Source organism: Microbacterium sp. 4-7 (assembly GCF_014332665.1).
Taxonomy (GTDB): domain Bacteria; phylum Actinomycetota; class Actinomycetes; order Actinomycetales; family Microbacteriaceae; genus Microbacterium.
Genome location: NZ_MCRH01000001.1, coordinates 448,564 through 473,257, shown reverse-complemented (window position 1 = coordinate 473,257; position 24,694 = coordinate 448,564). Strand labels below are relative to the sequence as shown.

At 68.5% G+C, this 24,694-nt stretch carries 23 protein-coding genes; 12 read left to right on the top strand and 11 right to left on the bottom strand.

What is annotated here, in order from left to right:
• Positions 1-169: 169 nt before the first annotated feature.
• The 3 genes from BEP68_RS02180 to BEP68_RS02170 form a co-directional block, all read right to left on the bottom strand.
• Positions 170-1,744 (bottom strand): S8 family peptidase, encoded by a 1,575-nt coding sequence (locus tag BEP68_RS02180; RefSeq protein WP_187249090.1) that lies wholly within the window; start codon positions 1,742-1,744, stop codon positions 170-172.
• Positions 1,745-1,929: 185 nt separating this feature from the next.
• Positions 1,930-2,412, bottom strand: a complete 483-nt coding sequence (locus BEP68_RS02175) for a hypothetical protein (RefSeq protein WP_056275923.1) — start codon at positions 2,410-2,412, stop codon at positions 1,930-1,932.
• Positions 2,409-3,035 carry an RNA polymerase sigma factor gene (locus BEP68_RS02170; RefSeq protein WP_230101089.1) on the bottom strand — a complete coding sequence of 209 codons (627 nt, stop codon included), beginning with the start codon at positions 3,033-3,035 and terminating at the stop codon, positions 2,409-2,411. The genes BEP68_RS02175 and BEP68_RS02170 overlap by 4 nt, the downstream gene beginning before the upstream one ends.
• A gap of 153 nt (positions 3,036-3,188) precedes the next feature.
• Between BEP68_RS02170 and BEP68_RS02165 the strand changes: the two genes are divergently transcribed.
• Entirely contained in the window at positions 3,189-3,407 is a 219-nt protein-coding gene (locus BEP68_RS02165) for an SCO4848 family membrane protein (protein WP_222839149.1), read from the top strand.
• A 3-nt stretch (positions 3,408-3,410) separates the two neighbouring features.
• On the opposite strand, the gene BEP68_RS02160 is transcribed toward BEP68_RS02165, so the two are convergent.
• The 8 genes from BEP68_RS02160 to BEP68_RS02125 all read right to left on the bottom strand — a co-directional run bounded on the left by BEP68_RS02160 (position 3,411) and on the right by BEP68_RS02125 (position 9,890).
• On the bottom strand, positions 3,411-3,869 hold the full coding sequence (locus tag BEP68_RS02160; RefSeq protein WP_053098358.1) for a GyrI-like domain-containing protein: 459 nt from the start codon (positions 3,867-3,869) through the stop codon (positions 3,411-3,413).
• 96 nt (positions 3,870-3,965) lie between these two features.
• Positions 3,966-5,102, bottom strand: a complete 1,137-nt coding sequence (locus BEP68_RS02155; RefSeq protein ID WP_187249089.1) for an FUSC family protein — start codon at positions 5,100-5,102, stop codon at positions 3,966-3,968.
• Between the two features lie 158 nt (positions 5,103-5,260).
• Positions 5,261-5,947 (bottom strand): hypothetical protein, encoded by a 687-nt coding sequence (locus BEP68_RS02150; protein WP_053098360.1) that lies wholly within the window; start codon positions 5,945-5,947, stop codon positions 5,261-5,263.
• A complete protein-coding gene (locus tag BEP68_RS02145) occupies positions 5,947-6,864 on the bottom strand; it encodes an ABC transporter ATP-binding protein (protein WP_056275931.1) in 918 nt (305 codons plus the stop codon). The genes BEP68_RS02150 and BEP68_RS02145 overlap by 1 nt, the downstream gene beginning before the upstream one ends.
• Positions 6,861-7,259: a GntR family transcriptional regulator gene (locus BEP68_RS02140; protein WP_187249088.1), complete on the bottom strand. Its 399-nt coding sequence runs from the start codon at positions 7,257-7,259 to the stop codon at positions 6,861-6,863. Before BEP68_RS02140 ends, BEP68_RS02145 begins: the two co-directional genes overlap by 4 nt.
• Positions 7,260-7,456: 197 nt before the next feature.
• On the bottom strand, positions 7,457-8,257 hold the full coding sequence (locus tag BEP68_RS02135) for an ABC transporter permease subunit (protein ID WP_187249087.1): 801 nt from the start codon (positions 8,255-8,257) through the stop codon (positions 7,457-7,459).
• Positions 8,254-9,237: an ABC transporter ATP-binding protein gene (locus BEP68_RS02130; protein ID WP_187249086.1), complete on the bottom strand. Its 984-nt coding sequence runs from the start codon at positions 9,235-9,237 to the stop codon at positions 8,254-8,256. The genes BEP68_RS02135 and BEP68_RS02130 overlap by 4 nt, the downstream gene beginning before the upstream one ends.
• Positions 9,234-9,890, bottom strand: a complete 657-nt coding sequence (locus BEP68_RS02125) for a TetR/AcrR family transcriptional regulator (RefSeq protein WP_187249085.1) — start codon at positions 9,888-9,890, stop codon at positions 9,234-9,236. Before BEP68_RS02125 ends, BEP68_RS02130 begins: the two co-directional genes overlap by 4 nt.
• A gap of 61 nt (positions 9,891-9,951) precedes the next feature.
• On the opposite strand from BEP68_RS02125, the gene BEP68_RS02120 reads away from it, so the two are divergent.
• The 11 genes from BEP68_RS02120 (at position 9,952) to BEP68_RS02070 (ending at position 24,686) form a co-directional block, all read left to right on the top strand.
• Positions 9,952-11,073 (top strand): class I SAM-dependent methyltransferase, encoded by a 1,122-nt coding sequence (locus BEP68_RS02120; RefSeq protein ID WP_315985253.1) that lies wholly within the window; start codon positions 9,952-9,954, stop codon positions 11,071-11,073.
• Positions 11,074-11,506: 433 nt separating this feature from the next.
• Positions 11,507-12,811, top strand: coding sequence for a glycine betaine/L-proline ABC transporter ATP-binding protein (locus BEP68_RS02115; protein ID WP_056275952.1), 1,305 nt, complete (start codon positions 11,507-11,509; stop codon positions 12,809-12,811).
• Positions 12,811-13,839 carry an ABC transporter permease gene (locus BEP68_RS02110; RefSeq protein WP_056277616.1) on the top strand — a complete coding sequence of 343 codons (1,029 nt, stop codon included), beginning with the start codon at positions 12,811-12,813 and terminating at the stop codon, positions 13,837-13,839. Before BEP68_RS02115 ends, BEP68_RS02110 begins: the two co-directional genes overlap by 1 nt.
• Before the next feature lie 76 nt (positions 13,840-13,915).
• On the top strand, positions 13,916-14,833 hold the full coding sequence (locus tag BEP68_RS02105) for a glycine betaine ABC transporter substrate-binding protein (protein WP_053098368.1): 918 nt from the start codon (positions 13,916-13,918) through the stop codon (positions 14,831-14,833).
• 288 nt (positions 14,834-15,121) lie between these two features.
• Positions 15,122-17,422: a GEVED domain-containing protein gene (locus BEP68_RS02100; protein ID WP_187249083.1), complete on the top strand. Its 2,301-nt coding sequence runs from the start codon at positions 15,122-15,124 to the stop codon at positions 17,420-17,422.
• 189 nt (positions 17,423-17,611) lie between these two features.
• Positions 17,612-19,084 carry a lipase maturation factor family protein gene (locus tag BEP68_RS02095; protein WP_187249082.1) on the top strand — a complete coding sequence of 491 codons (1,473 nt, stop codon included), beginning with the start codon at positions 17,612-17,614 and terminating at the stop codon, positions 19,082-19,084.
• A 164-nt stretch (positions 19,085-19,248) separates the two neighbouring features.
• Positions 19,249-20,358 (top strand): substrate-binding domain-containing protein, encoded by a 1,110-nt coding sequence (locus BEP68_RS02090; RefSeq protein ID WP_187249081.1) that lies wholly within the window; start codon positions 19,249-19,251, stop codon positions 20,356-20,358.
• 100 nt (positions 20,359-20,458) lie between these two features.
• Positions 20,459-21,754 (top strand): ABC transporter substrate-binding protein, encoded by a 1,296-nt coding sequence (locus tag BEP68_RS02085; protein ID WP_187249080.1) that lies wholly within the window; start codon positions 20,459-20,461, stop codon positions 21,752-21,754.
• A 66-nt stretch (positions 21,755-21,820) separates the two neighbouring features.
• The gene (locus BEP68_RS02080; protein ID WP_187249079.1) at positions 21,821-22,774 is read left to right on the top strand and encodes a carbohydrate ABC transporter permease; all 954 of its coding nucleotides are present in this window, start codon (positions 21,821-21,823) and stop codon (positions 22,772-22,774) included.
• Complete coding sequence (locus BEP68_RS02075) at positions 22,771-23,682, top strand: carbohydrate ABC transporter permease (protein ID WP_187249078.1); 912 nt, start codon at positions 22,771-22,773, stop codon at positions 23,680-23,682. The genes BEP68_RS02080 and BEP68_RS02075 overlap by 4 nt, the downstream gene beginning before the upstream one ends.
• The gene (locus BEP68_RS02070; protein WP_315985252.1) at positions 23,679-24,686 is read left to right on the top strand and encodes a hydroxyacid dehydrogenase; all 1,008 of its coding nucleotides are present in this window, start codon (positions 23,679-23,681) and stop codon (positions 24,684-24,686) included. The genes BEP68_RS02075 and BEP68_RS02070 overlap by 4 nt, the downstream gene beginning before the upstream one ends.
• Positions 24,687-24,694 lie beyond the last annotated feature (8 nt).

The following is a 24,694-nucleotide window of genomic DNA, read 5'->3' as shown; positions in this document are numbered from 1 at the left end:
AGATATGCGGCCGCATCCGCTTCTGCAGTATCGGACGAACGCTCGCTCTCGCCGCCTGTCGGCTGATTCGTGCGCCAACTGCATGCCGAGATCACAGATGCATGCCCGCATCGCTGTTTCAGGCATGCATCTGTGTTTTGAGCATGCATCTGTGATCCGACGTGCGTGGCTACGCCCCTGTCACCGGTGAGGGCAGAGTCTTGAGCACGGCGGAGACGGCCTTGGCCGCAGCATCCGCCCTGACGCCCTGCGCCGGCACCGAACCCAACTGTGCGGCGATGCGCCCTGCCACGTAGGGAGCCGCGAACGACGTGCCGCTCCAGATCGAGAAGCCTCCGCGGTAGTCGTCCGGGTCGATCGTCTCGCGCCGCAGTCCGTCGACGTCCGCTCTGGTCGTCGCCTGCTCGCCTCCGACGAAGGCCGGTGACGTGCTCACGACGGCGGCGCCGGGGGCGTAGACCTGCACCCAGGGGCCGACGTTCGAGAACAGCGCGACCGACCGGCCCGACGGATTGAGAGCCCCGACCGACACATGCGGCGCAGCGTGATCACGGGAGATGCCGTTGTCGGCACCGGGCCACGGCCACAGCGATGCCGGGAACGACGGCCGGTCGATCGCGTCGTTGCCCGCCGAGCACACCACCACGCACCCCAGCTCTCGCGCCGCGGTGAGCAGCGCGTCGAGGGTCCGGCTGAACTGACCGTCGACCGGGGTCTCGTGGTAGTACCCGAGCGACAGGTTGAGCACGTCGATCGGATGCCCGGTCGACGGGTCCTCGCGGTGTCGCCGCAGCAGCTCGACGACCTGCGCGACGGTCGTCAGGAAGGTGCTCTCGTCGATCACGCCCAGTGCGCCGGCCATGCGGATCGACAGGATGTCGGCATCCGGCGCCGTCTGACGGATGATGCCCGCGATGAACGTGCCGTGCCCGGCGACGGCGTCGATCTCGCCGTCGAGCTGCCCGTAGAGATCCGGATAGACCTCGGGGTCTGCGTCGTCGGTGAGTCCGATCGGCACGCCGTCGATCTCGATGTGGCGGGTGACGATGTCGTCCGGCAGCCAGTCGTGCACACCGCATCCCGTGTCGAGCACCGCCACCACCGGACGTCGGCCGCGCTTCGGGGCCGCCGTGCGCCGGGGAGCCGGTCCGAGCCAGGTCACCGGCTGGCGCGCGCCGCGCCCCGGCTCGAGGTAGTCGTCGCTGCCTCCGGCCCCTCCGCCCGCGCCGCGCACCGGGTTGGTGCGGCTGAACGGGTTGGTGCGGCTGAAGGGATTCGTTCGGCTGAACGGGTTGAGTCCGACGGGGTCGATCGACAGCACATGCTCGAGGCTGGTTCGCGGCATCGACGTGCCGGAGCTGCGCCGCGCGCGCTGCAGCACGCGCCAGGCGTCCGGCGGCACCGGGGACTCGCCGCGGGTCGGCTCGTCGGGAGTGGTCAGGCGAGCGCGCAGGAACCCCGGCACGCCGGGGACCAGCGGATCAGCCGCGCGCAGAGCATCCGGCGAATCGATCTCGAGCATCCAGCCGAACGAGCCGGCTGCATCGCGCAGCTCGCGGATCTCCTCGTCGTACTCCTCCTGACCATTCTCCTGATCCTGCGTGATCAGCAGCCGCTCCTGCAGATATGCGGTGGGGAACGCCCTGACGCCCTCGACGGGTTCGACCGACGGGTCCAGCGCCGTCCCCCGTCTGATCGATCCCTCCGCCCGGTCCTGCCAGCTCCACCCCTTGGGCTGCTCCATCGTCGATCCTCTCCTCGCGGGCGGACCCGCGTCCTCTGCGGGATGAGCCCGCGTCCTGTGCGGGGGACCCCGCGGTGTGTGCGGGTCGGCCCGCTTCCGGTGAGTGAGGTCCTGCGTGGTGCGGGAGTCGCCCAGCGGTGTTGTGCACGGGTCGCCCCGTCATGCGCGGGTCGCCCCGCGGTGGATCACAACTCGAACTGCGGGGTCGACAGGGTGCGCTCCTGGTCGCCGACCGTGGTGCTCAGGCGCACGCGGGTCAACCCGTCGGGCACGTCGTCGAACAGGAAGCGGCCGGTGTCGTTCGCCGTCGTCGTGCGGATGCTCTCGCCCTGAGCCAGTTCGATCGCACCCGAGATCGAGTCGACCCAGCCGTCGACCCGGTGCGCACCGCTCGCCGTGCGCGTGACGTGCAGCAGGATGCTGGTCGTGCCGTCGCTGAACTGCAGGGTGAGCGCGTCGGCGTCGCCGCGAACGGCTCCGAGCGGTTCCTCGATGAGGGTGAGCAGCGCGTACTCCTCCGACAGCCCCTCGGCTGCCACGGCCGCGATCATGCGGTCGATGAGGGCGGCCGGCATCGGGTCGACGTCACGCCAGAGCGAACGCAGCTGCGCGAACAGCTCGGCATCCTCATGGTTGTCGCCGCCGTTGGCGCGATCGTTCTCGCTCATGAGCTGCCCTCCGTTCGTGGTGTCGGTGCGTCGAGCAGCTCGCGCAGCTTCGCGAGGCAGCGCTGGCGGGTGGGGCCGATGCTGCCGACCGGCATCGCGAGATCGGCGGCGAGGCGGGCGTAGTCCGGTCGCTCCTCGAAGGCGATCACTCGCAGCAGTCGCTGGCATCGGTCGGCGAGGAGGCGAACCGCTGCCCACAGCCGTCGCTTCTCGTCGCCGACGGTGGCGTGGTGCTCGGCCGACTGCTGCGTGGGAAGCAGTGCGTCGAGAGCATCCGACTCGGTCGTGTCGACCCTGTTCTGGGCCTTCCCGGCCCGCCAGGCCTCGCGGCGAGCGGTGGTCGTCAGCCAGGCCGACACCGCTTTCGGATCACTGATCGAGCGGTGCCCGCGAACCAGCTGCAGCCACGTCGTCTGGACGACGTCTTCGGCCAGTGTGCGGTCGAGTCCGTAGGCGCGCACGACATGCCAGAGCACAGGCGTCATCAGCCGCACGAGGTCGTCCATCGCGCGGCTCTCGCCGTCCCGCCATGCGTCGAAGAACTCGGCGGCACGCCTCCAGCGTGCTGCTCCGTCGTCCGGTGCAGGATCGAGGGCGGCGCCGTCGGGTGCGCCGTCGATCATGAGTCCCATTGTGATCACACCGGTAAGGAGCACGGCAAGAGGCTCCTGATACATGGACTCGGTATGTTTTTTCGGGGTTCTGGCGGGATTCCGTCCCGGGGAGACGGATGCCGGGTGTCCGGAGACTCGTGCCGCGGGCGTTAGCGTGGAGTGGTGATCGCTCTCGCCGTCGTGCTCTTCCTCAACGCCGCCTTCAACGTGCTGGTGTGGCCCCGTTTCTACAAGCGCGTCGCGACCGACCCGCGGGCACGGGATGCCGACGGCAAGGCGACGGCGTTCCTCAAGGTGCACGCCGTGCTGATCGCGATCGCCCTGGTGCTCGCGCTCGTCTCGGTGATCGTCGGCATCGCGGCGCTCGCCGGAGCGCTCTGACGATCAGCTGCGGGTGACCGGCTGCTGGAGCTCGGTGATCCAGTCGGCCTGATCTTCGGACTCCGACTGCAGATAGACCTCACGGCAGGCGCCCTGCGCCGTCGCCCCGTGCGCGGCGATCGCCTGGTTCAGCGCATGCCAGCTGTCATCGATCGTCGCCATGGTGCCGAGGTGCGTGGCGGTGAACGCATCGTCGACCGCGGGAAGCTCGACGATGACGAGGCCGTCGATCGCCGGCCCGTCATAGGTGAAGCCGACCGTGATGCGCACGCCGTGCTTGTTCATGTCGTACTCCGCGATCGGGAGCCCCGGCTCTCCGCCCGACGCGACGATCGCATCGGCCACCTGATCGAACAGCGGACCCACCACCCCCGCGACCTCGGGCTGTGAGGCGACGCTCTGGGTCAGCGCCGCGAGGCGGACGTAGGGAAGGGGCTTCTCGGTGATCTGCTCGGCGGACATCGTCGTCTCCTCAGGTCGTGGGTGCGTGCCGCCGATCCTACGCAGGGGCACGGACATCGGCTACCGTCGTCGATCCTGGTCGCTCGTCGGATCCGACTACCCCGCCCCGTCGTCCGACTCGTCCTCGTCTTCGTCCTCGTCGCGGTGGCCGCTGAGGATCAGGATGCGCCGCAGGTGCATGGCCGCGAGCACTCCCGGCCCCATCGAGCGGCGGGCGTCGATGGTCCGGTCGTCGACGGTCTCGAGCAGCAGCCTCACGGCGCGCGCGGCCTCACCCCTGACCCGGTGATCCTCGGGCGACAGGGGATCCTCTTGGGCGATCACCTCGGCGACGGCATGGCACGCGTTCGACAGCGGTTCGGGCAGCGCCGCGTCGAGCACCAGAGCCCCTGGGCGATCCCAGATGGTGTCGGCGATCTCGTCCGAGATGTCGCGGATCAGATGCGCGATCCTGTCGAGCCGGGCGAGCTCGGCGTGGATGTGTCGCGTCTCCCCCCGTCGTCCCAGCGCCCGTGGGTTGCCTCGCCGGCTGTCGTCGGCCTCCGACAGGGCCGTGCGCAGCTCCGCCGTCGTGTCGGCGAGTGAGGCCGCATCATCGGCCCACTGCTGGTGCTCGGGCGGCCATGACTCCGAGACCGCCGACCCGATGTCGTGCAGGTGCTCGCTCAGCTGCGTGCGGAACGCGTCGACCTTGGCCGCGGCGGCGAGGGTCAGCGGCGCCGGCGCGATCACCAGGTTGACGAGGAGTCCGACGACGACGCCGACCGCCGTCTGCACCAGGTACCCGATCGAGTAGTCGTCAGCATTCTGGCCGCCGATGATCAGCACGAAGAGCGCGGCCATGGGCACGTACTCGCGGCCGACGCCGAACCACCCCGTTCCCGAGACCAGCACGCCGATGCCGACCACGGCCGGGATGGTCCACCACGTCGGGCCGACGGTGAGCACGACGATCGCTGCCAGTCCGATGCCGGTGGCGAGTCCGAGCAGGGTCTGCACCCCCGACCGCACCGACCCCATCAGCGTGGGATACATGCTCACGAGGGCGCCGAGCGGGGCGTAGTACGGGTACTCGTCGGTGACGCCGGGCATGTGCGGGGCGATCAGCCACGCGAGTCCGACAGCCAGAGCGGTCTTGGCCACGAGCAGCAGCCGGGCCGGGTCGACCGCCTCGCGCAGTGAGCGCACGATGCCGGGACGGCGCGCGCGCACTCGTGTCCTGATGTTCGTCACGGCATCCTCTCGTCATCCTCCCCGAAGGGTGACGCTAGCCGCTCGGCATCCGTTCACGCATGTGCTTGCGTCCGGCGGCGAGGGCGAGTAGCGGTCGCGACGCGTCGACGCCGGCCGCCCCTCTTCGGAGCGACCGGCGTCGAGTGATCAGCGGACGATCAGGGGATGGCCCGGCGGAACGCGAGGAACGAGATGCCCGCCAGTACCGCGGTCACGACGAGACCCCACAGTGCGAGACCGAGAGCTCCGGCGTCGAGGATGCCCCGCCACACCTCGTCCCACAGCTCGAGCCTCGTCGCGAGGAACGCGAGACCCACGAGCACGAGACCGAGCCCGACGCCCGCGATCGTGAGCACGGTGGGTCCCCAGCTCTTGTAGATCGTCGCCCCGGTGAAGCCGACGACGAACAGGAACAGGGCGAGCGTGAAGTAGACGGTGAATGCTCCGAGCGGACCCGCCTCCCACAGCCACGGCAGGTAGAACACGTAGCCGTTCACGCCGTAGCCGTTCGTCAGCGTCTCGATTCCGCCGCCGATCAGGAAGACGACGCCCATGAGCGCACTGCCGAGGATCGCGGTGAGCAGCGTGCCGAAGAAGAAATCGCGCCGCGTGATGCTCATCGCCTGCGAGAACGGGAAGGTGAGTGTCATGGCCGAGAGGCCGATCGCGAAGAAGTACCAGAGCGGAGCCTGGCCGCCACCGCCGTACTTGGGGGTGTCGACGGGGATCATCGCGTAGATCAGCACCGAGATCACGACCGCGGAGCCGAGGATGATCAGCGGCACCCAGATGAACGTCTGACGGTTGATGAGCTGCAGGCGGATGACGTTGAGTGTGCGTCGCATCAGCGCACCTCCTCTTTCGCGACGGAGGCTCTGGTGGCTGCGCCCGCCTCGGCCTTCTGGGTCAGACGGACGATCAGCTGCTGCAGCGACACCGGGGCCAGATCGAGACCGGATGCCGTGAGCTCGGCGCGCTCGGCGGCCGACAGCGCCCCGAGCACGGTGACGGATGCCACTCGGCCGAGCGCCTCGCGGTGCAGGACCTCACGGTCTGCCGCCCACGCGTCGACCTTGACTGCATCGCCGACCACGGTGACGGCGCGGTCGCGCACGGCATCCGTGTCTTCGTTGAGGAGGATCTTGCCGTTGTCGATCACGATGACCTTCTCGATGAGGTTCGAGACCTCGTCGATCAGGTGCGACGAGAGGACGATCGTGCGCGGATGCTCGGCGTAGTCCTCGAGCAGGCGGTCGTAGAAGATCTGCCTGGCGACCGCGTCGAGCCCCAGGTACGGCTCGTCGAAGAAGGTGAGCTCGGCGCGCGACGCCAGGCCGATGATGACCCCGACGGCCGAGAGCTGTCCGCGGGAGAGCTTCTTGATGGTCTGCTTCATCGGCAGCTGGAACTGCTCGATGAGCTCGTCGGCCAGCTCCTGGTTCCAGTTGCGGAAGAACAGGCTCGCCGCCTTGAACGCGTGACGCGGGTAGGCGTCATCCGGATACTTCTGGCTCTCGCGCACGAAGCAGATCCGGTTGAGGACGTGCGTGTTCTCGTAGGGGTGCTCGCCGAAGACGCGCACGGTGCCGGAGGACTCGAAGTTCTGCGCGGTCAGGATCGACATGAGCGTGGTCTTGCCCGCGCCGTTGCGGCCGAGCAGTCCGTAGATCGCGCCGCCCTCGAGGCTGAGCGACACGTCGTCGAGCGCGTTCTTCTCCTTGTAGTGCTTGGTGAGGTTCTGGACCTCGATGACGGCGGTCATGCGGTGGTCTTCCCTTCTGTCTGGTCGTTCTGCTGTGTCTGGGTCGCGCGCTCGTGCAGCAGCGCGACGAGGTCCTCGGAGCCGAGGCCCAGTGTGCGGGCCTCCGCGATGAGCGGTTCGATGTAGCGGTCGGCGAATGCGGCACGGCGCTCGCCGAGCAGCAGATCCTTCGCCCCGGCGGCGACGAACATGCCGATGCCGCGGCGCTTGTAGAGCACTCCCTTGTCGGTGAGCATGGCGACTCCCTTCGCTGCCGTCGCGGGGTTGATCCGGTAGAAGCCGGCGAGCTCGTTCGTCGAGGGCGCCTGCGATTCCTCCTCGAGAGAGCCGTCGAGGATCGAGTCCTCGATCTGCTCGGCGATCTGGAGGAAGAGCGGCTTGCCTTCTTCGATCACGAGTCCTCCGCTGGTTGGTGGGTTAGTTACTAGAGTAGGTAACCACTGAACCGCGGGTGTGTCAACAGTTGTTTCGGGCACGCAGCCGTGCGGGGTCAGTTCTGCATCCGAAAGGCCGCATTGCGGTGCGGAACTGACCCCGCACGGCTGGTGCGGTGCGGAACTGACCCCGCCTGGCTGGTGCGGTGCGAAGCGGCTCAGCCGCGCAGGTCCCGGGCGCGCAGCGCGACGGCCGAAGCTGCGGCGCAGACCACGGCCAGGCCCCAGGTGAGCGCGAGTCCACCGGCATCCACGCCCTCGGCGAGGGGTGGCTGACGGTACACCCAGGCGTAGGGCGAGAGCGCGTTCAACCATTCGAGGTCATCGGACTGCTTCGCGAGGGCCTGCAGGACGTAGCCGACCACGGCAATTCCCGCGCCGGCGCCGGTCGCCCAGATGCGGCGACCCGTCGCTGCGCCGGCGAGCAGAGCGGCGGATGCCGTGAGGAAAGAGAGTCCGGTGAGCGCGGCGCTCGCTCCGACGATGCGCCAGCCGTCGAGGCCGAGTTCGGCCGAGTCGTTCAACGCCCAGACGACGAGCCCCGAGAAGACGCCGAGCCACAGCAGTCGCACGAGCACGGCGAAGGCCGACTCCAGCGCATACCGGCCGCGGCCGATGCCGTGCGCGAGGTCGAGTTCGGCCCGTCCGCTCTCCTCCGCGCCGGCGATGGCCGCCGACCCCCACGTCACTGCTGCGATCGTCAGCAGAAGGAAGCCGATCAGGCCGAAGAACGTGCTCTGCGCGTATCCGGCGCCGGTCGCGATCTGGTCGTACCCGAGGGTGTCGACGAGTTCCTTCGGCAGCGACGAGATCATGGCCTCGAGCTGGCCGTCTCCGGCGAGGCTCGGGTACAGCGGCAGATAGAGGAACAGCACCGCGGCGAGGCCGGCGGTCCATCCGAGCAGGCTTCGCCAGGACTCGCGCAGGCTGCGTCGGAACACGGGCAGGATGCCGTTCATCGCTGCTCCCCCCTGTCGCGCCGCGATCGTCGGGTCGCGGGTCGGGCCGATGCCGGAGCGACAGAGGATCCGTAGAGCCTGAGCACGGACTCCTCGAGGTCCGGTTCCTCGACGGTGAGGTCGCGCACCTCGAACGGCGCGAGCGCCTTGATGAACGGGTCGATCGCGCCGTCGACCGTGCCGGACAGCTGCAGGATGCCGTCGGCATCGTGCGCGTCGATGCCGGTGAGCCCCGGCACCCGGTCGAAGCCGGCGCGCGCGGCCGCGGCATCCGTCGTCGCGAGCTCGACGCTCACCCGGCGGATCGAGCCCAGTCGCAGCGAGGCGACGTCACCGTCGGCGACGACCCGTCCGTTCGCGAGGACGGCGACTTCGTCGGCGGTCTGCTGGATCTCGCTGAGCACATGCGAGCTCAGCAGCACGGTCTGCCCGGCATCCTTCGCCTCGCGGACCATCTGCAGGAACTCCCGCTGCACGAGAGGATCGAGGCCGCTGGTGGGCTCATCGAGGATCAGCAGCTCCGGACGATGCATGAACGCCTGGATCAGCCCCACCTTCTGCTTGTTGCCCTTCGACAGGGTGCGCACCGGACGTGACAGATCGACGCCGAGACGGTCGCCGAGGTCGCGTGCCGTGCGCAGGGTCGCGGCGGAGTCCCGTGAACCCGAGACCTGGGCGTAGAACGCCAGCATCCGATGTCCGCTCGTGCGCCCCTCGAGGTGCAGCTCGCCCGGCACGTAGCCGATGCGCCGCCGCAGAGCGGCACCGCCGTGACGCGGGTCCTCGCCGAGGATGCGCACTGTGCCGGAGGACGGACGGATGATGTCGACCAGTGTGCGGAGCGTGGTGGTCTTGCCCGCGCCGTTCGGTCCGATGAGCCCGAACACGGTTCCCGGACGTACTCGGAGGTCGAGCTCGTGCAGCGCGACGCGGCTGCCGAAGCGCTTGTGCAGACGTTCGATCTCGATGGTGTCGGTCATGATGCGTCTCCTTCCGGGGTGGGACCCTCTGTTCCGAGGGCTTCGCGCGCACCGTCGAGCAGCGCGGTCGTCGAATAGATGCCGTGGGTGAGCAGCTCGAGTGTGGGCAGCGTCGTGCGTCGCAGCCCGGCCGGGCTCAGTTGATCGGTGCCCAGGGCCCGGGCGATCTGAGCGCGCATCACGACCGGCGCCAGGCCGATCAGGGTGAGGGTCAGCGTCGTCATCTCGGGGTCGCTCATCGGCTCGAGCATCCCCGCCTCGCGCTGCTCGGCGAGCACATCGCGCGTCCTCGCGAGGAAGCTGTCGAACAGCCGATCCGCTGCCGGAGAGCCGTCGATCAGCATCCGGGCGAGGTAGTCGATATAGGGCCCGTACCGGCCGAGGTCGTTCAGCGCGGTGCGGATGCGGTCGCCGGTCGGGGCCGTGATGAGGTCGTGCTCCTCATCGGTGAAGACGCCGACGACATAGTCGTCGCACTCCGTGCGCAGGGCGTTCTTGTCGCCGAAGTGATGCACGATCAGCCCGGCGCTGACTCCGGCCTCCGTGGCGATCGCGCGAAGGCTGGTGGCATCGAAGCCGTTGCGCGCGAAAGCGGCGATGGCAGTGTCGCGGATGCGGGCACGAGCGGTGAGATCGTCGGAAGCTGAACGCATGTACAGCACACTAAACAGATGTTCAGCCGCGGTCAAGAGGGGTCGCTCGTACTCTGGAGGAGTGGACTTCCCATACAGCCGCCTGCGCCGCTGGCCCGACGTCGAGGCCGACAATCTGCAGGCGCACGACGCGACCGACCTGCTGCTCGTCGAGCGCGCGCTGGCGCCGGAGTTCTCCGGTGTCTCGGGGCGCGAGATCGCGGTGATCGGCGACGAATACGGGGCGATCACGCTCGCGCTGACGGACGGCGGACTCGACGGCATCCGCGTGCATCAGGACCTCGCGACCGGGCGACGCGCGTTCGCCCGCAACGCCGAGGAGCTCGGGCTGACGGGATTCTCCACGCACGAGCTCGACTCCACTCTGCTCGACGGCGCGCGGCTCGTGCTGCTGCAGCTGCCCAAGGCGCTTGCCGAGCTCGAGGAGATCGCGGATGCCGTAGCGCGTTGGGCCGCCCCGGATGTGGTGCTCGTCGCCGGCGGGCGCGTGAAGCACATGACCATCACGCAGAACGAGGTGCTCGCGCGGAGCTTCGAGACGGTGCAGGCGCAGCGCGCCGAGCGGAAGTCGCGGCTGGTGGTCGCGTCCGAGCCGCGGCCGACCCCCGCTGAGCCGCCGTTCCCGGTCGCGGAGCGGCATGACGGGCTCGTGCTCGTCGCGCACGGCGGCGCGTTCGCGGGGCCGAGACTCGACATCGGCACGCGGGTTCTGCTCGAGGTGCTCGGTCTCGATGAACAGCCGAGCCCGGCTCCGATCGTCGTCGACCTGGGCTGCGGGACCGGCGCGCTCGCCGCCTCCTACGCCCTCGCGCACCCGGAAGCCCGCGTGATCGCCACCGACCGATCTGCGGCGGCCGTCGCCTCGGCCCGCGCCACGATGGTCGCGAACGGCGTCGACGATCGAGTCACCGTCATGCACGACGACGCCGGCTCGGAGATCGCCGACGCGACCGCCGACGTCGTGCTGCTCAATCCGCCCTTCCACCTCGGCAGCAGCGTGCACACCGGGGCAGCGACCCGACTGTTCGAGGCCGCCGCCCGCATCCTCCGCCCCGGCGGAGAGCTCTTCACGGTCTTCAACTCGTCGCTCGGGTACCGCGCCGAACTGACCCGGCTCGTCGGGGCGACCGAGCAGCTCGCGCGCACCCCGAAGTTCACGGTCACGCGCAGCATCCGGCGCTGATCCGTCGCCGACTGGGCGTCGTTCGGTCACACGCACTTCCCGCGGCCGAATGCTCGGGATCGGGCCGACGCAGGCGCGAACGGCCGACCGAAATCGCCGACCAGAACCGCGCCGCGACCGCGTCCGAAACCCGCGCAATCCCCCGGTCAGCCGACGAAACTGAACGGCACTAGGGATCGTGGATTTGCCCCTGACCGGCCATTTCGTTACGTTGGTTGGTGGGCCTGACGGCCCGAAGACCAGTCCGCGACCACGTCCTTCTTTCGAATGTGCTGTGCTGCGAAGAGGCGTGGACGTACGGTCGATGCTCTATCGCGGTGGATCCGAAATCCGCCGTCCGCGCCGCCACAGCTCCAACTCGAAACGGCCGGGAGGATCACCCGGGCGTAACCGAAGCAGGCTCAGCCACCCGAAGGCGAGCCGCAGGGGAAACGTGTCCGAAATCGCTCTTGAAGCGCGCAATCTGTACAAGGTGTTCGGGAAGAATCCGAGCAGTGCCGTCCGTCGACTCAAGGCCGGTGAGAGCAGATCCGCCGTCGGCGACGCAGGAACCGCCGCCGTCATCGACGCCAGTTTCACCGTGAACCGCGGCGAGATCTTCGTGATCATGGGGCTCTCCGGTTCCGGCAAGTCCACCATCATCCGCATGCTCAACGGGCTGCACGATGTGACCGACGGATCTGTCATCGTGAACGGCGACCCGATCACGGGCATCCCGTCGTCACGGCTCCGCGAGATCCGCCGCGACCGCGTCTCGATGGTGTTCCAGCACTTCGCCCTGCTGCCGCACCGCACGGTCGCCGCGAACGTCGCCTATCCGCTCGAGCTCAAGGGCGTCGGCAAGGACGAGCGACTGAAGAAGGCCGAGGAGATCCTCACCCTGGTGGGTCTCGAAGGCCAGGCCGACAAGTTCCCGTCCGAGCTCTCGGGCGGCATGCAGCAGCGCGTCGGCATCGCCCGTGCGCTCGCCGCCGACTCCGACATCCTGCTCATGGACGAGGCGTTCAGCGCGCTCGACCCGCTGATCCGTCGCGAGATGCAGGAGCAGCTCCTCGAACTGCAGGAGAAGCTGCAGAAGACGATCGTCTTCATCACCCACGACCTCAACGAGGCCATGTTCCTCGGCGACCGCATCGCTGTCATGCGCGACGGTCGCATCGTGCAGATCGGCACGCCCGAGGACATCCTCACGGACCCCGCCAACGACTACGTCGAGCAGTTCGTGCAGGACGTCGACCGCGCTCGCGTGCTCACCGCCGCGAACGTCATGGAGCGCCCGCGCCCGGTCGTCGCCGAGACCGCCGGCCCCCGGACGGCGCTTCGCCAGATGCGCGACGCGTTCATGTCGGCCACCTACGTGACCGGTCGCGACCGCAAGCTTCTGGGAATCGTCACCGACCGCGATGCCGTCAAGCTCGTGCGCCAGGGGGTGTCGACCCTCGACTCCATCATCAAGCCGGCGCCGCAGAGCGTCAGCAAGGACGAGGTGCTGATGAACCTGTTCATCCCCTCCGTCGAATCGCCGCTGCCTCTGGCCGTGGTGGATGCCGAGGGGCGCCTCGTCGGCGTGATCCCACGCATCACCCTGCTCGCAGCCCTAGGCCCCGGCCCCGGTGCCACGGGCGAGCTCACCCTGCCGCTTCTTCCGATGCCGCAGGCCGAGATCGATGCCGTGCTCGATGACGGATGGACGGCCGAGCCGCTGCCGGTCGCGACGACGACGGAGGAGGTGCGCTGATGGATGGTTTCCGCATTCCTCTCGGCAGCTGGGTCGCAACGGGAGTCGACTGGATCAAGACGAACCTCGACGGTCTGCTCGACGTCATCTCGTTCGTGGTCAGCTTCCTGGTCGACGGCCTCACCCGCGCCCTGCTGAGCCCGCATTTCGTGGTCATCATCCTGATCGCGGCGTTCATCGCGTGGCTCGTGCGCTCGTGGCAGCTCGCGATCGGGACGATCGTCTCGTTCGGTCTGATCGTGGCCATGGGCCTCTGGGTCCCCGCGATGCAGACCCTCGCCCTCGTGCTCGTCGCCGCGGTGATCGCCGTGCTGATCGCGGTGCCGCTGGGCATCTGGTCGGCCCGCAACGCCACCGTGCGCGCGGTGCTCAAGCCCGTGCTCGACTTCATGCAGACGATGCCGGCGTTCGTCTACCTGATCCCGGCGATCGTGTTCTTCAGCATCGGCGTCGTGCCCGGTCTCGTCGCCACCGTCATCTTCGCGCTGCCTCCGGGTGTGCGACTGACCGAGCTCGGCATCCGCGGAGTCGACTCCGAGACCGTCGAGGCCGGTCAGGCGTTCGGCGCCAAGCCGGGTCAGATCCTGCGCGGCATCCAGCTCCCGCTCGCGATGCCGACGATCCTCGCCGGCGTCAACCAGGTCATCATGCTCGCGCTGTCGATGGCGGTCATCGCCGGTATGGCGGGCGCCGACGGCCTCGGGAAGATCGTCGTCGAGGCGATCTCGACCATCAACATCGCCAAGGGCGTCGAGGCCGGTCTGGGCGTCGTGCTCATCGCCGTCTTCCTCGACCGCGTCACCGCGGCCCTCGGCGACCTGGGCAGCAACCGCTCGTCGCTGCTCGGGATGCTGGCGCGTCGCCGCACGCAGAAGCGTCTCGATGCCGCATCCGCCGAGGCGGACACGACGGCGACGGCATCCGCTCCCGCATCGGCCGACGCGGCCGACGCGCTGGATGCCGACGCCGAGGCCGAGCGACTGAAGGCCTCCCCGCGCCGCGCCCCTGTCGGCGGCGGCGTGCACTGACTCATCCCTTCCGCACAAGAGAACACGCAGTACACAGCAACACAGCACCTATATATACGGAACGAGAGACATACACATGAAGAAGAAGATCCTGACCATCGCGGCGATCGGCGCCGCAGCGACACTGACCCTCGCCGGCTGCAGCGGTGACGGCATGGGCGGAACCGGCGGAGACACCGGCGGCAGCGAGTCCGGTTCGGGCGACAAGGGCACGATCACCCTCGGGTTCCTGCCCTCGTGGACCGACGGACTCAGCACCGCATACCTGCTGCAGGACCAGCTCGAGAAGATCGGCTACACGGTCGAGATGAAGACGCTGACCGAGGCGGGTCCGCTGTACACCGGCCTGGCGCAGGGCGATGTCGACATGTACCCGTCGGCCTGGCCCGAGCTGACCCACGCCGAGTACATGGAGACGTACGGCGACGACATCGAGGACCTCGGCGCGTACTACGACAACGCGAAGCTGACCCTCGCGGTTCCGGAGTACTCCGACCTGAACTCGATCGAGGACCTCGCGGGCAAGGGCGCAGAGCTCGACGGCAAGATCTACGGCATCGAGCCGGGTGCCGGCCTCACCGCGCAGACCCAGAAGATGATGCCGGAGTACGGTCTCGACGGCGAGTACGAGCTCGTCACCTCGTCGACCGCGGCGATGCTCACCGAGCTGAAGTCGGCGACCGACAAGCAGGAGGACATCGTCGTGACGCTGTGGCGTCCGTTCTGGGCCAACGACGCCTTCCCCGTGAAGGACCTCGAAGACCCCAAGGGTGCGATGGGCGAGTCCGAGGCCCTGCACTTCCTCGGCACGAAGGGCTTCGCGGAGGAATTCCCCGAGGCCGCCGAGCTGATCGAGCAGATCAAGCTCGACGACGAGCAGTACGGTTCGCTCGAGGACATGGTCGTGAACGAGTACGGCGAGGGCAAGGAAGCGGATGCCATCGACGCGTGGCTCGAGGAGAACGGCGACCAGTTCGACTGGGTCGTCAGCTGACCTGACTCACGGGAACGAGTCCGTCCGCACGCGGGTGGACTCCCCTCCGATGGGCGGAGGATCTGTCACGGATCCTCCGCCCATCGCTGTGTCTGGGCGGGTGTATTGATGTACCGAAACAGCGGCCATGCACCCCCGTCACGATGTCGCGAGCCCCACGTCTTGTGAGTGCCGTCGAAAGATCGACGACACCCCAGACATGCTTCGCCGGGGCTGATTGCCATGCGCATCGGTCCGTTGCTCGGATCCCGGAACTCCTGCGAGATGTCCCTGTGATTCGAGGACCTCATGACAGCACCCGCACCGGCATCCGCACGCGTACCCCGAGGGCGCCGTCGCCTCCGAACGATCCTCGGAGTCGCGCTCATGGGCGCGATCCTGCTCGCCGGCGGGCTGCCGATGACGCAGCAGCCGGCAGAGGCCATCGAGGAAGCGCTGAGCACGACGCGCACCGCGACGAGCGCGACCATGAACTACCGCGGCGGAGTCACCGCCACACTGACGGTGAACCCGGCGACCACGAAGTCGGGCTCGGCCGGCGTGCAGTTCCTGGCGACCACGCCGCACAACGGATACGGCGCGACCAACGCGATGTTCGCGCCCGGCCTGGACGTCGCGACCACGCCGACGGTAGGACTCGAGGCGGGCGCCGGCATGTGCGACGGCCTGGACTTCTCCGGCTACTGCGCGAACAAGAACGGCACCCTCACGGTGGCATTCAGCCGCGCGGTCACGGATCCGATCATCGACATCTCCGGTCTCGGCGGCTACGCCCAGTGCGTGGAGGAGCGCAATACAGCCGACACGTTCTGCGAGATCATCACCGGCAACGGATTCACGATGAAGACGGATGCCGATGGTGACCGCACAGCCGCGGGCTGGATCGCCATGCAGATGGACATCGTGACACCCGGAGTGACCTTCGCTCCGATCGCCGGCGCGCAGAACCTCAGCGTCACCCCCACCACGCTCACCGCTGCGACGAAGACGAGCAGCTCGCGGTGCAACACCATGCTCCCCACTGCGGCCGAGCTGGCTGGGCGGACGATGACCAGCACCGCGCTCGCCGGCTGCGGCTCCGTCGTGCTGAAGGGCACCTTCCAGACGGTCACCATGAATCTCGGCACGCACATCCAGCGGGCGCCGGCGGCGGGTGGCTGGGCGAACGGGTACAACACCTACGACCCGGGCAAGAGCCTCGGCGACCTGATCCGACTCTCGATCCGGCTGCACGAGGACATGGGCGACGCGCCGAGCAGCTACGACGCCGCTCAGGCCGCCGTGCACGTCCAGGGTCCGCTGCGCCTCGGTGCGGGCATCACGTCGGATGCCGACGCGACGGCCAAGCCGACGCTCTCGCCGAACGCCGGTGCAGGAGCCTCGCTCGACACGGATGACGCGATCGCCGACGGCATCCGGGCTCCGCGCGCGATCCGCGGCACCGCGTACTCGTTGCCGATCCCGCTGTCGGGCACCACGTCGCCCGGCACGGTCGCCGGATGGATCGACTTCAACAAGAACGGCATCTTCGATGCGACCGAGCGGGTGCAGGCCGCATTCCTCGCCGGTGCGACCTCGGTGAACCTCGCGTGGACGGTGCCGGGCACGGCTGTCGTGGGTGACACGTACCTGCGTCTGCGCACATCGTTCACCGCTGCGGAAGTGGCTGACCCGCGAGGCATCTCGCAGTCCGGTGAGGTCGAAGACTACATCCTCACCCTCGCCGCGGCGGCACCCGCGATCGAGGTCGTCAAGCTCGTGAACGGCGACGACGCGAACACCGCGCCGGGAGTCGCCGTCGACGCCGGATCGGCGATGACGTTCGAGTTCCGGGTCACGAACACGGGCAATGTCGTGCTGACCGCCGTGCAGCTCGCGGATGACGTCATCGCGGCCGCCTCGATCCTTCCCGTCGGCGCGTGGGACGGCACGCTCGATCCGGGGGAGTCGGTCGTGTTCACCGCGACCTACCCCGCCCCGACCACGGGCGGCGTGCTGCACAAGAACACGGCGACCGCCTCAGGGCAGCCGGCGTCGGGCGGGGCTCGGGTGACGGACACCGATCCGGCCCACGCGACCACGCGAGAGGTGCTGGCCTCGCTCATCGTCGAGAAGCTCGGCGAAGACGTCAACGGCGACTGGGTGCGTATGGACGGGTCGGGGTTCCGGCTGCTCGCCGACGCCGCGGGGGTTCCCGGTGCGCCGGTGACTCCCGGGCTGATCGCCGGGGCCCAGGTCGGGCTGTTCACCGCCGCGGGCCTGCGCCCTGGCACGTACTGGCTCGAAGAGACGACGGCGCCGGAAGGGTTCTCACTCCTCGCCGAGCCGGTGAAGATCATCGTGTCGGCGGCCGGTGTGCTGTCGATCGCCGACGGCCAGTCGAGTCCGCAGGTCACCCTCGCCGGCAGCACGGTGTCGGTGCGGGACGTCCCGGTGTTCGAGCTGCCGGCCGCGGGCGGAACGGGGACGCACGGCTTCACGCTCACCGGAGGTCTGCTGATCGCGCTCGCGATCGCGGGTGTGGTCGCGCTGGAGATCCGTCGGGCACGGCGTGGGCGTCGCGAGGAAGTGCTCGACGCCGTCAGCTGACCCGGGTCGAGTCGTCTGCGATCGGGAGGAGATCTGCACTCGGGAGGGGGTCCCCGGTGGATCCTCCTCCCGATCGCCGTTCTCCTCCCGATCGCCGGTCGTCTCCCGACACGGCGACCCCCGACACGGCGCCACCCGGCACGCGCAACCCCCTCTTCGACCTGTCGCACCCGGGGTTAGCCTGTGGCCGTGGACGGGTTCGCGGCGGTCGACTTCGGGTTCGCCCGCGAGGTCCTGCAACGGGGCGTCGCGGCGCTCTATCTCGTCGCGTTCATCTCGACCCTGAACCAGTTCCGACCGCTGCTCGGCGAGCACGGGCTGCTGCCGGCACCGGCGCTGCTCGACTGGATCGGGCAGAAGGAGTCACGGCGGCGGATGCTGCATCCGACCCTCTTCCTCCGCGTCCGGTACTCCGACCGCAGGCTCGGACTGCTGTGCGGGGCAGGGATCGTCGTGTCCGCGGCGCTGGTCGTCGGCATCCCGCAGTGGGGTCCGCCGTGGGTGCCGATGCTGTGCTTCCTCGCGCTGTGGCTGGGATACATGTCGGTGGTCAGCATCGGTCAGACCTTCTATTCGTTCGGCTGGGAGATGCTGCTGCTCGAGGCGGGGTTCCTGGCCGCCTTCCTCGGTTCGAACGATCAGCCACCGCCGACCGTCGTGATCGTGCTGTTCTGGTGGCTGCTGTTCCGCGTCGAGTTCGGTGCCGGCATGATCAAGATCCGCGGCGGGCGGGAGTGGCGTGATCTCACGGCGCTGATGTACCACCACGAGACGCAGCCCATGCCGGGGCCGCTCAGCAGGCAGGCCCATCTGCTGCCCCGGTGGTTCCATCGCGCCGAGGTCGTCGGCAACCACGTCGCGCAGCTCGTCGTGCCCTTCTTCGTGTTCGCTCCGCTGCTGTCGGTCTGGATTCCCGGGCCCGTGCCCCAGATCGTCGGGGCGGTGGCCGCGGCGATCATGATCGCGACGCAGGTGTGGCTCGTCGCGACAGGCAACTTCGCCTGGCTGAACTGGGTGACGATCGTGATCGCCTTCTCGGCGATCGGACTGCCGGGGGTCGGCGCGGCGCCGCGCGACGATGCGATGGACGACACGCTGTGGCCCGGCATCCCGCTGTACTGGTTCGTGCTCACGGCGGCCGTGGGCGTGCTCGTCGTGGCGCTGAGCGGGCCCGCCCTGCGCAACCTGTTCGCTCGGCGGCAGCTGATGAACGCGAGCTTCAACCGGTGGCAGATCGGCAACGCCTACGGAGCGTTCGGCACGGTCACGAAGCAGCGGGTCGAGATCGTCGTCGAGGGATCGGTCGACGACGACGGTCTGCTGTGGCGCGAGTACGAGTTCAAGGGAAAGCCGGGCGACGTGCGACGCATCCCGGGACAGTTCGCGCCGTACCACCTGCGCCTCGACTGGCTGATGTGGTTCCTGCCGCTCGGCCGTTCGCTCGACGACTGGTTCACGGTCTTCCTGCTGCGACTGCTCGAGGCCGATGCTCCGACGCTCGCTCTGCTGCGGTCGGACCCGTTCGACGGTGTGCCGCCGCGGTGGGTGCGCGCCGTGTCATACCGCTACCGCTTCGCGACGCGGGCCGAACGGCGCGACGGCGCCGGGGTGTGGGTGCGCACGCGCCAGTCCGTCGTGCTCGGTCCCCTCGGGCTGCGGTAGGCCGCGGCGCACAGCATCCGGCATCCGGCGCCCGGCACCCGCAGCGAAGGGGATCACACGTAGCGAAGGGCGGATGCGGTGATCCCCTCCGTCGGAGCGCGAGATCTCCTTCGCACGCTACGAGCGATCCACGCGGGTTATGTTGGATTCTGTTGGATTCGAGCATGCCCATCGGAGGTCTGATGCCCGCCGCCGCGCGTCACGATGCGATCCTCCGCGAGCTCGAGATGCGCGGCTCGCTGTCGACCGCCGCGCTCGCCGTGCGGCTGGGGGTGACGACCATGACCGTGTGGCGTGATCTCGTCGCACTCGAGGATCGTGGGCTGCTGGTGCGCGTCCACGGTGGCGCGCTCTCTCTCGCCGTGGCGCGGCAGCAGTCCCGCGACAGTGAGCGCGGCGACTCGCGACCGAGACCCGTCGCGACGATCGGGATGATCGTGCCGACGACGCAGTACTACTTCCCCGAGGTGATCAGGGGAGCGAGTCAGGCGGCGCATGAGTCGAACTGCCGCCTGGTCGTCGGCGCGACGAACTACTCCGAGGAGGAGGAGTTCCGCCAGGCCGAGCGTCTGATCGCGAGCGGAGTGGATGCCCTGATGATCACCCCGCAGGACACCCTCACCCCCGACTCGCGACTGCAGCGGATGCTGGCTGAGACCGACCTTCCCGTGGTGATGGTCGAGCGTTCCGTCGAGGATCCTCTCGCCGGACGACTCGAGTGGGTCCGCACGGATCATGCCCACGGCGCGGAGGTCGCGGTGCGCCACCTCGTGCAGCAGGGGCACCTCCGGATCGCGCTCGCCGCCAGGCCGTCTGCGACGGTCGCCGGGTTGGACGCGGGGTTCCGGAGGGCGATGGGATCGCTCGATCAGCACTCCACACGCGCCCTCCGCCGCGATCTGTCGCACCCGCAGGTCGGCGACAATGCCAACATCGCCGAGCTCGGCGATCTGCTTGACGACTGTCTGTCCGATGGGGTCTCCGCAGCGATCCTGCTCGGCGATGCCGACGCGATGGCCTTTCTCGATCTGGTGATCGAGAAGGGCCTGCGGGTGCCCGAGGATTTCGCCGTGGTCGCCTACGACGATGAGGTCGCGGCCTTCGCGACGGTTCCGCTCACGGCGGTCGCGCCACCGAAGCACGAGCTCGGCCACGCCGCGTTGAGGTTGTGCGTGGATCGGCTCAAGCAGCCCGCGGGGGCCGCGCATACACCGGTGCGGATGGCGCTGCTGCCCGCCCTGGTCATCAGGGAATCGACCGTGCGCCCCGTTTGATTGTTAGGTTCTGTTAGAAACCGCCCACTTCGGTTGGTGAATCGTTCGGCGTGGCGAATGATCGAACTCGCACGGTCAACGATTCAAAGGAGAACCCGCGATGTCCCTGCATCGAACTTCCCTCTCTGTGGTGGCTCTCGCCGCCACCTCCGCTCTCGTCGCAGGATGCGCGGCCGGAGGCCCCGCCGCAGAACCCGTGGCCACCGAGACCCCGACGGGCGAGGTCACGTTCTGGTCGTTTCTCAGCGGCATGTCCGACGTGGCCGCCGCGTTCAACGCGAGCCAGGACGACATCACCGTCAACTTCGAGGAGATCCCGAACGGGGCGAACGGTGGCTACACCAAGCTCTCCGCCGCCATCGAATCGGGCAGCGGTCCCGACGTCGTGGGCATCGAGTACGACCGGCTGCCCGGTTTCGTCGCGGCTGAACAGCTCGCGCCGGTCGACGGCCTCGTCTCGGGCGACGTGCTCGGCGAGTACGACGAGCAGGTGCGCAACCTCGTCTCGTTCGGCGACGCCGCCTACGCACTTCCCTACGACGCACCCCCCATGGTGATCTGGTACCGCCAGGACGTGCTCGAGGCCGCCGGCGTCGACGTGCCGACCACGTGGGACGAGTTCGAGGACGCGGCACGCGCGGTGAAGGCCGTGAACCCCGACGCCTACCTCACGAGCTTCTTCACCAACGAGCCTCAGCTGGCGCCGATGTCGTGGCAGGCGGGCGCCGAGTGGTTCTCCGTCGAGGACGACAGCTGGAAGGTCGCCATCGACGACGACGAGTCGCAGGAGGTCGCCGACTACTGGCAGCGCCTGATCGATGAGGGACTGGTGAAGAAGCAGCTCGGCTTCAGCGATGAGTGGACAGCCGATCTGAACAGCGGCGTGGTCAACGCGTGGGTGGGCGGATCGTGGAGCGCCTCGGCACTGAAGACACGCACCGAAGCCTCCGGTCAGGAGGGCAAGTGGATCGCCGCGGCCCCTCCCTTGTGGGACGGCGAGCCCAGCGGTGCGTTGAGCGGCGGAACGAGCTTCGCGATCCCTGAGAACTCCGACAACGCAGCGGCTGCGGCCGTGTTCCTCGAGTGGCTCGTCACCTCGCCGGATGCGATCGAGGCGCGTGGTGCCGTGGGCACCGCCTACCTCGCCTACCCCGGACTCAACGATGTCGCGGCATCCGTCGCACCGACGGACTACTACGGCAACGACATCTACGAGGTCTTCGATGAGGCATCGGCGAACCTCGGCGAGTGGGCGTGGGGGCCGAAGTACGACCTCACCGCCACGGCGCTGAAGGACTCGGTCACGGCGTCGCCGACGCTGTCTGACGCGCTCACCTCGACGCAGAAGTCCACGGTCGACGGGCTCGAGAAGCTCGGCCTCGACATCACGGAATAGCCGGTGCATCGTCGGGCGGGCGTCCACGCACGCCCGCCCGACGATACGGATCGAAGGACACAGACCATGACGACTCAGGCATCCGCCACGAGGCGCACCGCGGAACGCACCGCACGGCGCACCGCGCGGAAGACGATACCCGGAACGGGCGGACGCACCGCATCCGTCTTCCTGATCCCCTTCTTCCTCCTCTTCGCGCTGACGATGATCGCCCCGGTGATCTATGCGATCGGCATGAGCCTCTTCGCCGAGAAGCGCAGCGGACTCGGCTTCGGAGGCGCGACGGTCGAGTTCGTCGGGCTCGGCAACTACGTCGAGGTGCTGAGCGACTCGACGTTCACGGACGGTTTCGGTCGGCTCGCGATCTACTGCCTGCTGTACGTGCCGACGTTGCTGGCTGTCGCTCTCGTACTGGCGCTGCTGCTCGACTCGGCAGTCGCCTACGCCAAACGGGCGTTCCAGCTGCTGCTCTTCCTGCCGCACGCCGTTCCCGGTGTGATCGCCGCACTCATCTGGGCGTACCTCTACACGCCCGGCGTCAGCCCGATCGTCAAGGCGCTCGAGTCCGGCGGCATCGGCATCGACTTCCTGTCGGTGCAGCTCGTGCTTCCGTCGATGGTCAACATCGCCGTGTGGGAGTGGGCGGGCTACAACGTCATCATCCTGTTCACCGCGCTTCAGGCGGTGCCCCGTGAGATCCTCGAGGCGGCCAAGGTCGACGGTGCCGGGGAGATCCGCACCGCGCTCTCGATCAAGACGCCTCTGGTCTGGCCCGCGCTCGGGGTCGCGCTGCTGTTCACGGTGATCGGCTCGCTGCAGCTGTTCACCGAGCCGAAGATCCTCTCGTCCGCCACGACCGCGGTCACCAGCACCTGGGTGCCGAACATGTGGGCCTACGACGCGGCGTTCAACCGCAACAACCTGCCGCAGGCGGCTGCAGCCTCGATCATCCTCGCCCTGCTCGCCGGTCTGCTGTCGTGGGTCGTCACCCGATTCACCTCGAAGGAGCCGACGCGATGACCGCCGTGATCGATCGACCGACATCGCACTCTCCTCGCTCGACGAGTCCGACAGGCACACGCCCGCGGCATAGCGGACGTCGCACCGCCGCGAAGGTCGGCGTCAACGGACTGCTGGTGCTCGGCTCCGCCTACATGGTGCTGCCGCTGCTCTGGCTGGTGTTCGCGGCGACGAAGGATGCGGGGGAGCTCTATTCGGGCAACGCCTTCGCCTTCGGCAGCGATCTCGTCGTGAACCTGCAGCGACTGCTCGCCCAGGATGACGGCATCTTCGTGCGGTGGCTGGGAAACAGCATCCTGTATGCGGGGATCGGAGCCGTCGTCGGCGGGTTCGTCTCACTGATGGCCGGGTACGCGTTCGACAAGTTCGAGTTCCGCGGCAAGCGCGGGCTGTACGCGTCGGTGCTCGTGGGCGTTCTCATCCCGAACACCGCCACGGTGATCCCGCTGTATCTGCTTGCCGCATCGATCGGCCTGACCAACACGATCTGGGCTGTGCTGATCCCGACACTGTGCAACCCCTTCAGCGTCTACCTCGCCCGCGTGTTCTCCTCGGGCTATCTGCCCGCCGAGACTCTTGAGGCGGCGAGGGTCGACGGGGCGGGGCCCATCCGCAGCTTCCTCCAGGTCGGGATGCCGATGCTGGTGCCGGGCTTCGTCACGATCGCGCTGTTCCAGTTCGTGGCCATCTGGAACAACTTCATGCTCCCCCTGATCATGCTGCAGAACCGCGATCTCTTCCCGTCGAGCGTGGGCATCGCGCTGTGGCAGAGCCAGGTGCAGCAGAACCCCGAGTTCTCGACGCTCGTCATCGCCGGCTCGTTCGTCTCCGTGCTCCCCCTGATCATCGCGTTCGTGATGCTGCAGCGGTTCTGGCGATCCGGCCTCTCGGCTGGGAGCGTCAAGTGAGCGCTCGGCGCCCCGTGATCGCCTTCGCGATGACGGCGTCGGTGCGCGAGCGGGTGTTCCCCGAGAGGGTCATGCGCGACTACGAGACCATCGCCGATGTCGCCGGTGTCCTCACCGAGTTCACCTCCCACCCGGCCCGCGCCGTGCTGGCGCGGGCCGAAGTCCTGGTGACCGGGTGGGGAGCGCCGCGCATCGACGCCTCGGTGCTCGACCAGGCCCCTCGCCTCGAGGCCGTGCTGCACGCGGCGGGCACGGTCAAGCCGTATCTCGATCCCGTCGTTCTCGAGCGCGGTGTGCGCGTGAGCTCCGCCGCCGCGGCGAACGCGGTGCCGGTGGCCGAGTACGCCGTCGCGATGATCGTGCTCGCGGGCAAGCAGGTGCTGCCGATCGCTCGCCGTTATGGCCGGGTGCAGGACGAGTTCGACATCGAGGCCGCATTCCCCGGACTGGGTAACTTCGGTCAGCGCGTCGGCATCATCGGCGCGTCGAAGATCGGTCGGATGGTCATCGACATGCTGCGTGCATATTCGTTCGAGGTCGTCGTCTACGACCCGTATCTGACGGAGGACGACGCCGCGGCCCTGGGCGTCACGTCGGTGTCGCTCGACGAGCTGCTGCGTACCAGCCGAGTGGTCTCGGTGCACGCGCCGTCGCTGCCGTCGACGTTCGATCTGGTGGATGCCGCGGGCATCGCCTCCATGCCGCGCGGGGCGACCCTGGTGAATACGGCTCGCGGAGAGATCGTCGACCAGCAGGCTCTGACGAGACGCGTGCTCGCCGGCGAGCTGTTCGCGATACTCGACGTCACGGTGCCGTGGATCCTCGAATCCGACCACCCGCTGTACTCGTCCGACCATGCACTGCTCACGCCGCACATCGCCGGGTCGTACGGAGTGGAGCTCGAGCGCCTGTCGCGGGCGATGCTCGACGAGCTCGGACGGATCACTCGCGATGAACCGCTCGCGTATGAGGTCGAACCCGAACTGCTGGCCATCACCGCCTGACCGCGCGC

Excerpts from the sequence above, each read along its gene's own strand:
- BEP68_RS02180 (WP_187249090.1), bottom strand. The coding sequence starts at position 1,744 with ATGGAGCAGCCCAAGGGGTGGAGCTGGCAGGACCGGGCGGAGGGATCG.
- BEP68_RS02175 (WP_056275923.1), bottom strand. The coding sequence starts at position 2,412 with ATGAGCGAGAACGATCGCGCCAACGGCGGCGACAACCATGAGGATGCC.
- BEP68_RS02170 (WP_230101089.1), bottom strand. The coding sequence starts at position 3,035 with ATGATCGACGGCGCACCCGACGGCGCCGCCCTCGATCCTGCACCGGAC.
- BEP68_RS02160 (WP_053098358.1), bottom strand. The coding sequence starts at position 3,869 with ATGTCCGCCGAGCAGATCACCGAGAAGCCCCTTCCCTACGTCCGCCTC.
- BEP68_RS02150 (WP_053098360.1), bottom strand. The coding sequence starts at position 5,947 with ATGCGACGCACACTCAACGTCATCCGCCTGCAGCTCATCAACCGTCAG.
- BEP68_RS02145 (WP_056275931.1), bottom strand. The coding sequence starts at position 6,864 with ATGACCGCCGTCATCGAGGTCCAGAACCTCACCAAGCACTACAAGGAG.
- BEP68_RS02135 (WP_187249087.1), bottom strand. The coding sequence starts at position 8,257 with ATGAACGGCATCCTGCCCGTGTTCCGACGCAGCCTGCGCGAGTCCTGG.
- BEP68_RS02130 (WP_187249086.1), bottom strand. The coding sequence starts at position 9,237 with ATGACCGACACCATCGAGATCGAACGTCTGCACAAGCGCTTCGGCAGC.
- BEP68_RS02125 (WP_187249085.1), bottom strand. The coding sequence starts at position 9,890 with ATGCGTTCAGCTTCCGACGATCTCACCGCTCGTGCCCGCATCCGCGAC.
- BEP68_RS02110 (WP_056277616.1), top strand. The coding sequence starts at position 12,811 with ATGGATGGTTTCCGCATTCCTCTCGGCAGCTGGGTCGCAACGGGAGTC.
- BEP68_RS02105 (WP_053098368.1), top strand. The coding sequence starts at position 13,916 with ATGAAGAAGAAGATCCTGACCATCGCGGCGATCGGCGCCGCAGCGACA.
- BEP68_RS02100 (WP_187249083.1), top strand. The coding sequence starts at position 15,122 with ATGACAGCACCCGCACCGGCATCCGCACGCGTACCCCGAGGGCGCCGT.
- BEP68_RS02090 (WP_187249081.1), top strand. The coding sequence starts at position 19,249 with ATGCCCATCGGAGGTCTGATGCCCGCCGCCGCGCGTCACGATGCGATC.
- BEP68_RS02085 (WP_187249080.1), top strand. The coding sequence starts at position 20,459 with ATGTCCCTGCATCGAACTTCCCTCTCTGTGGTGGCTCTCGCCGCCACC.
- BEP68_RS02080 (WP_187249079.1), top strand. The coding sequence starts at position 21,821 with ATGACGACTCAGGCATCCGCCACGAGGCGCACCGCGGAACGCACCGCA.
- BEP68_RS02075 (WP_187249078.1), top strand. The coding sequence starts at position 22,771 with ATGACCGCCGTGATCGATCGACCGACATCGCACTCTCCTCGCTCGACG.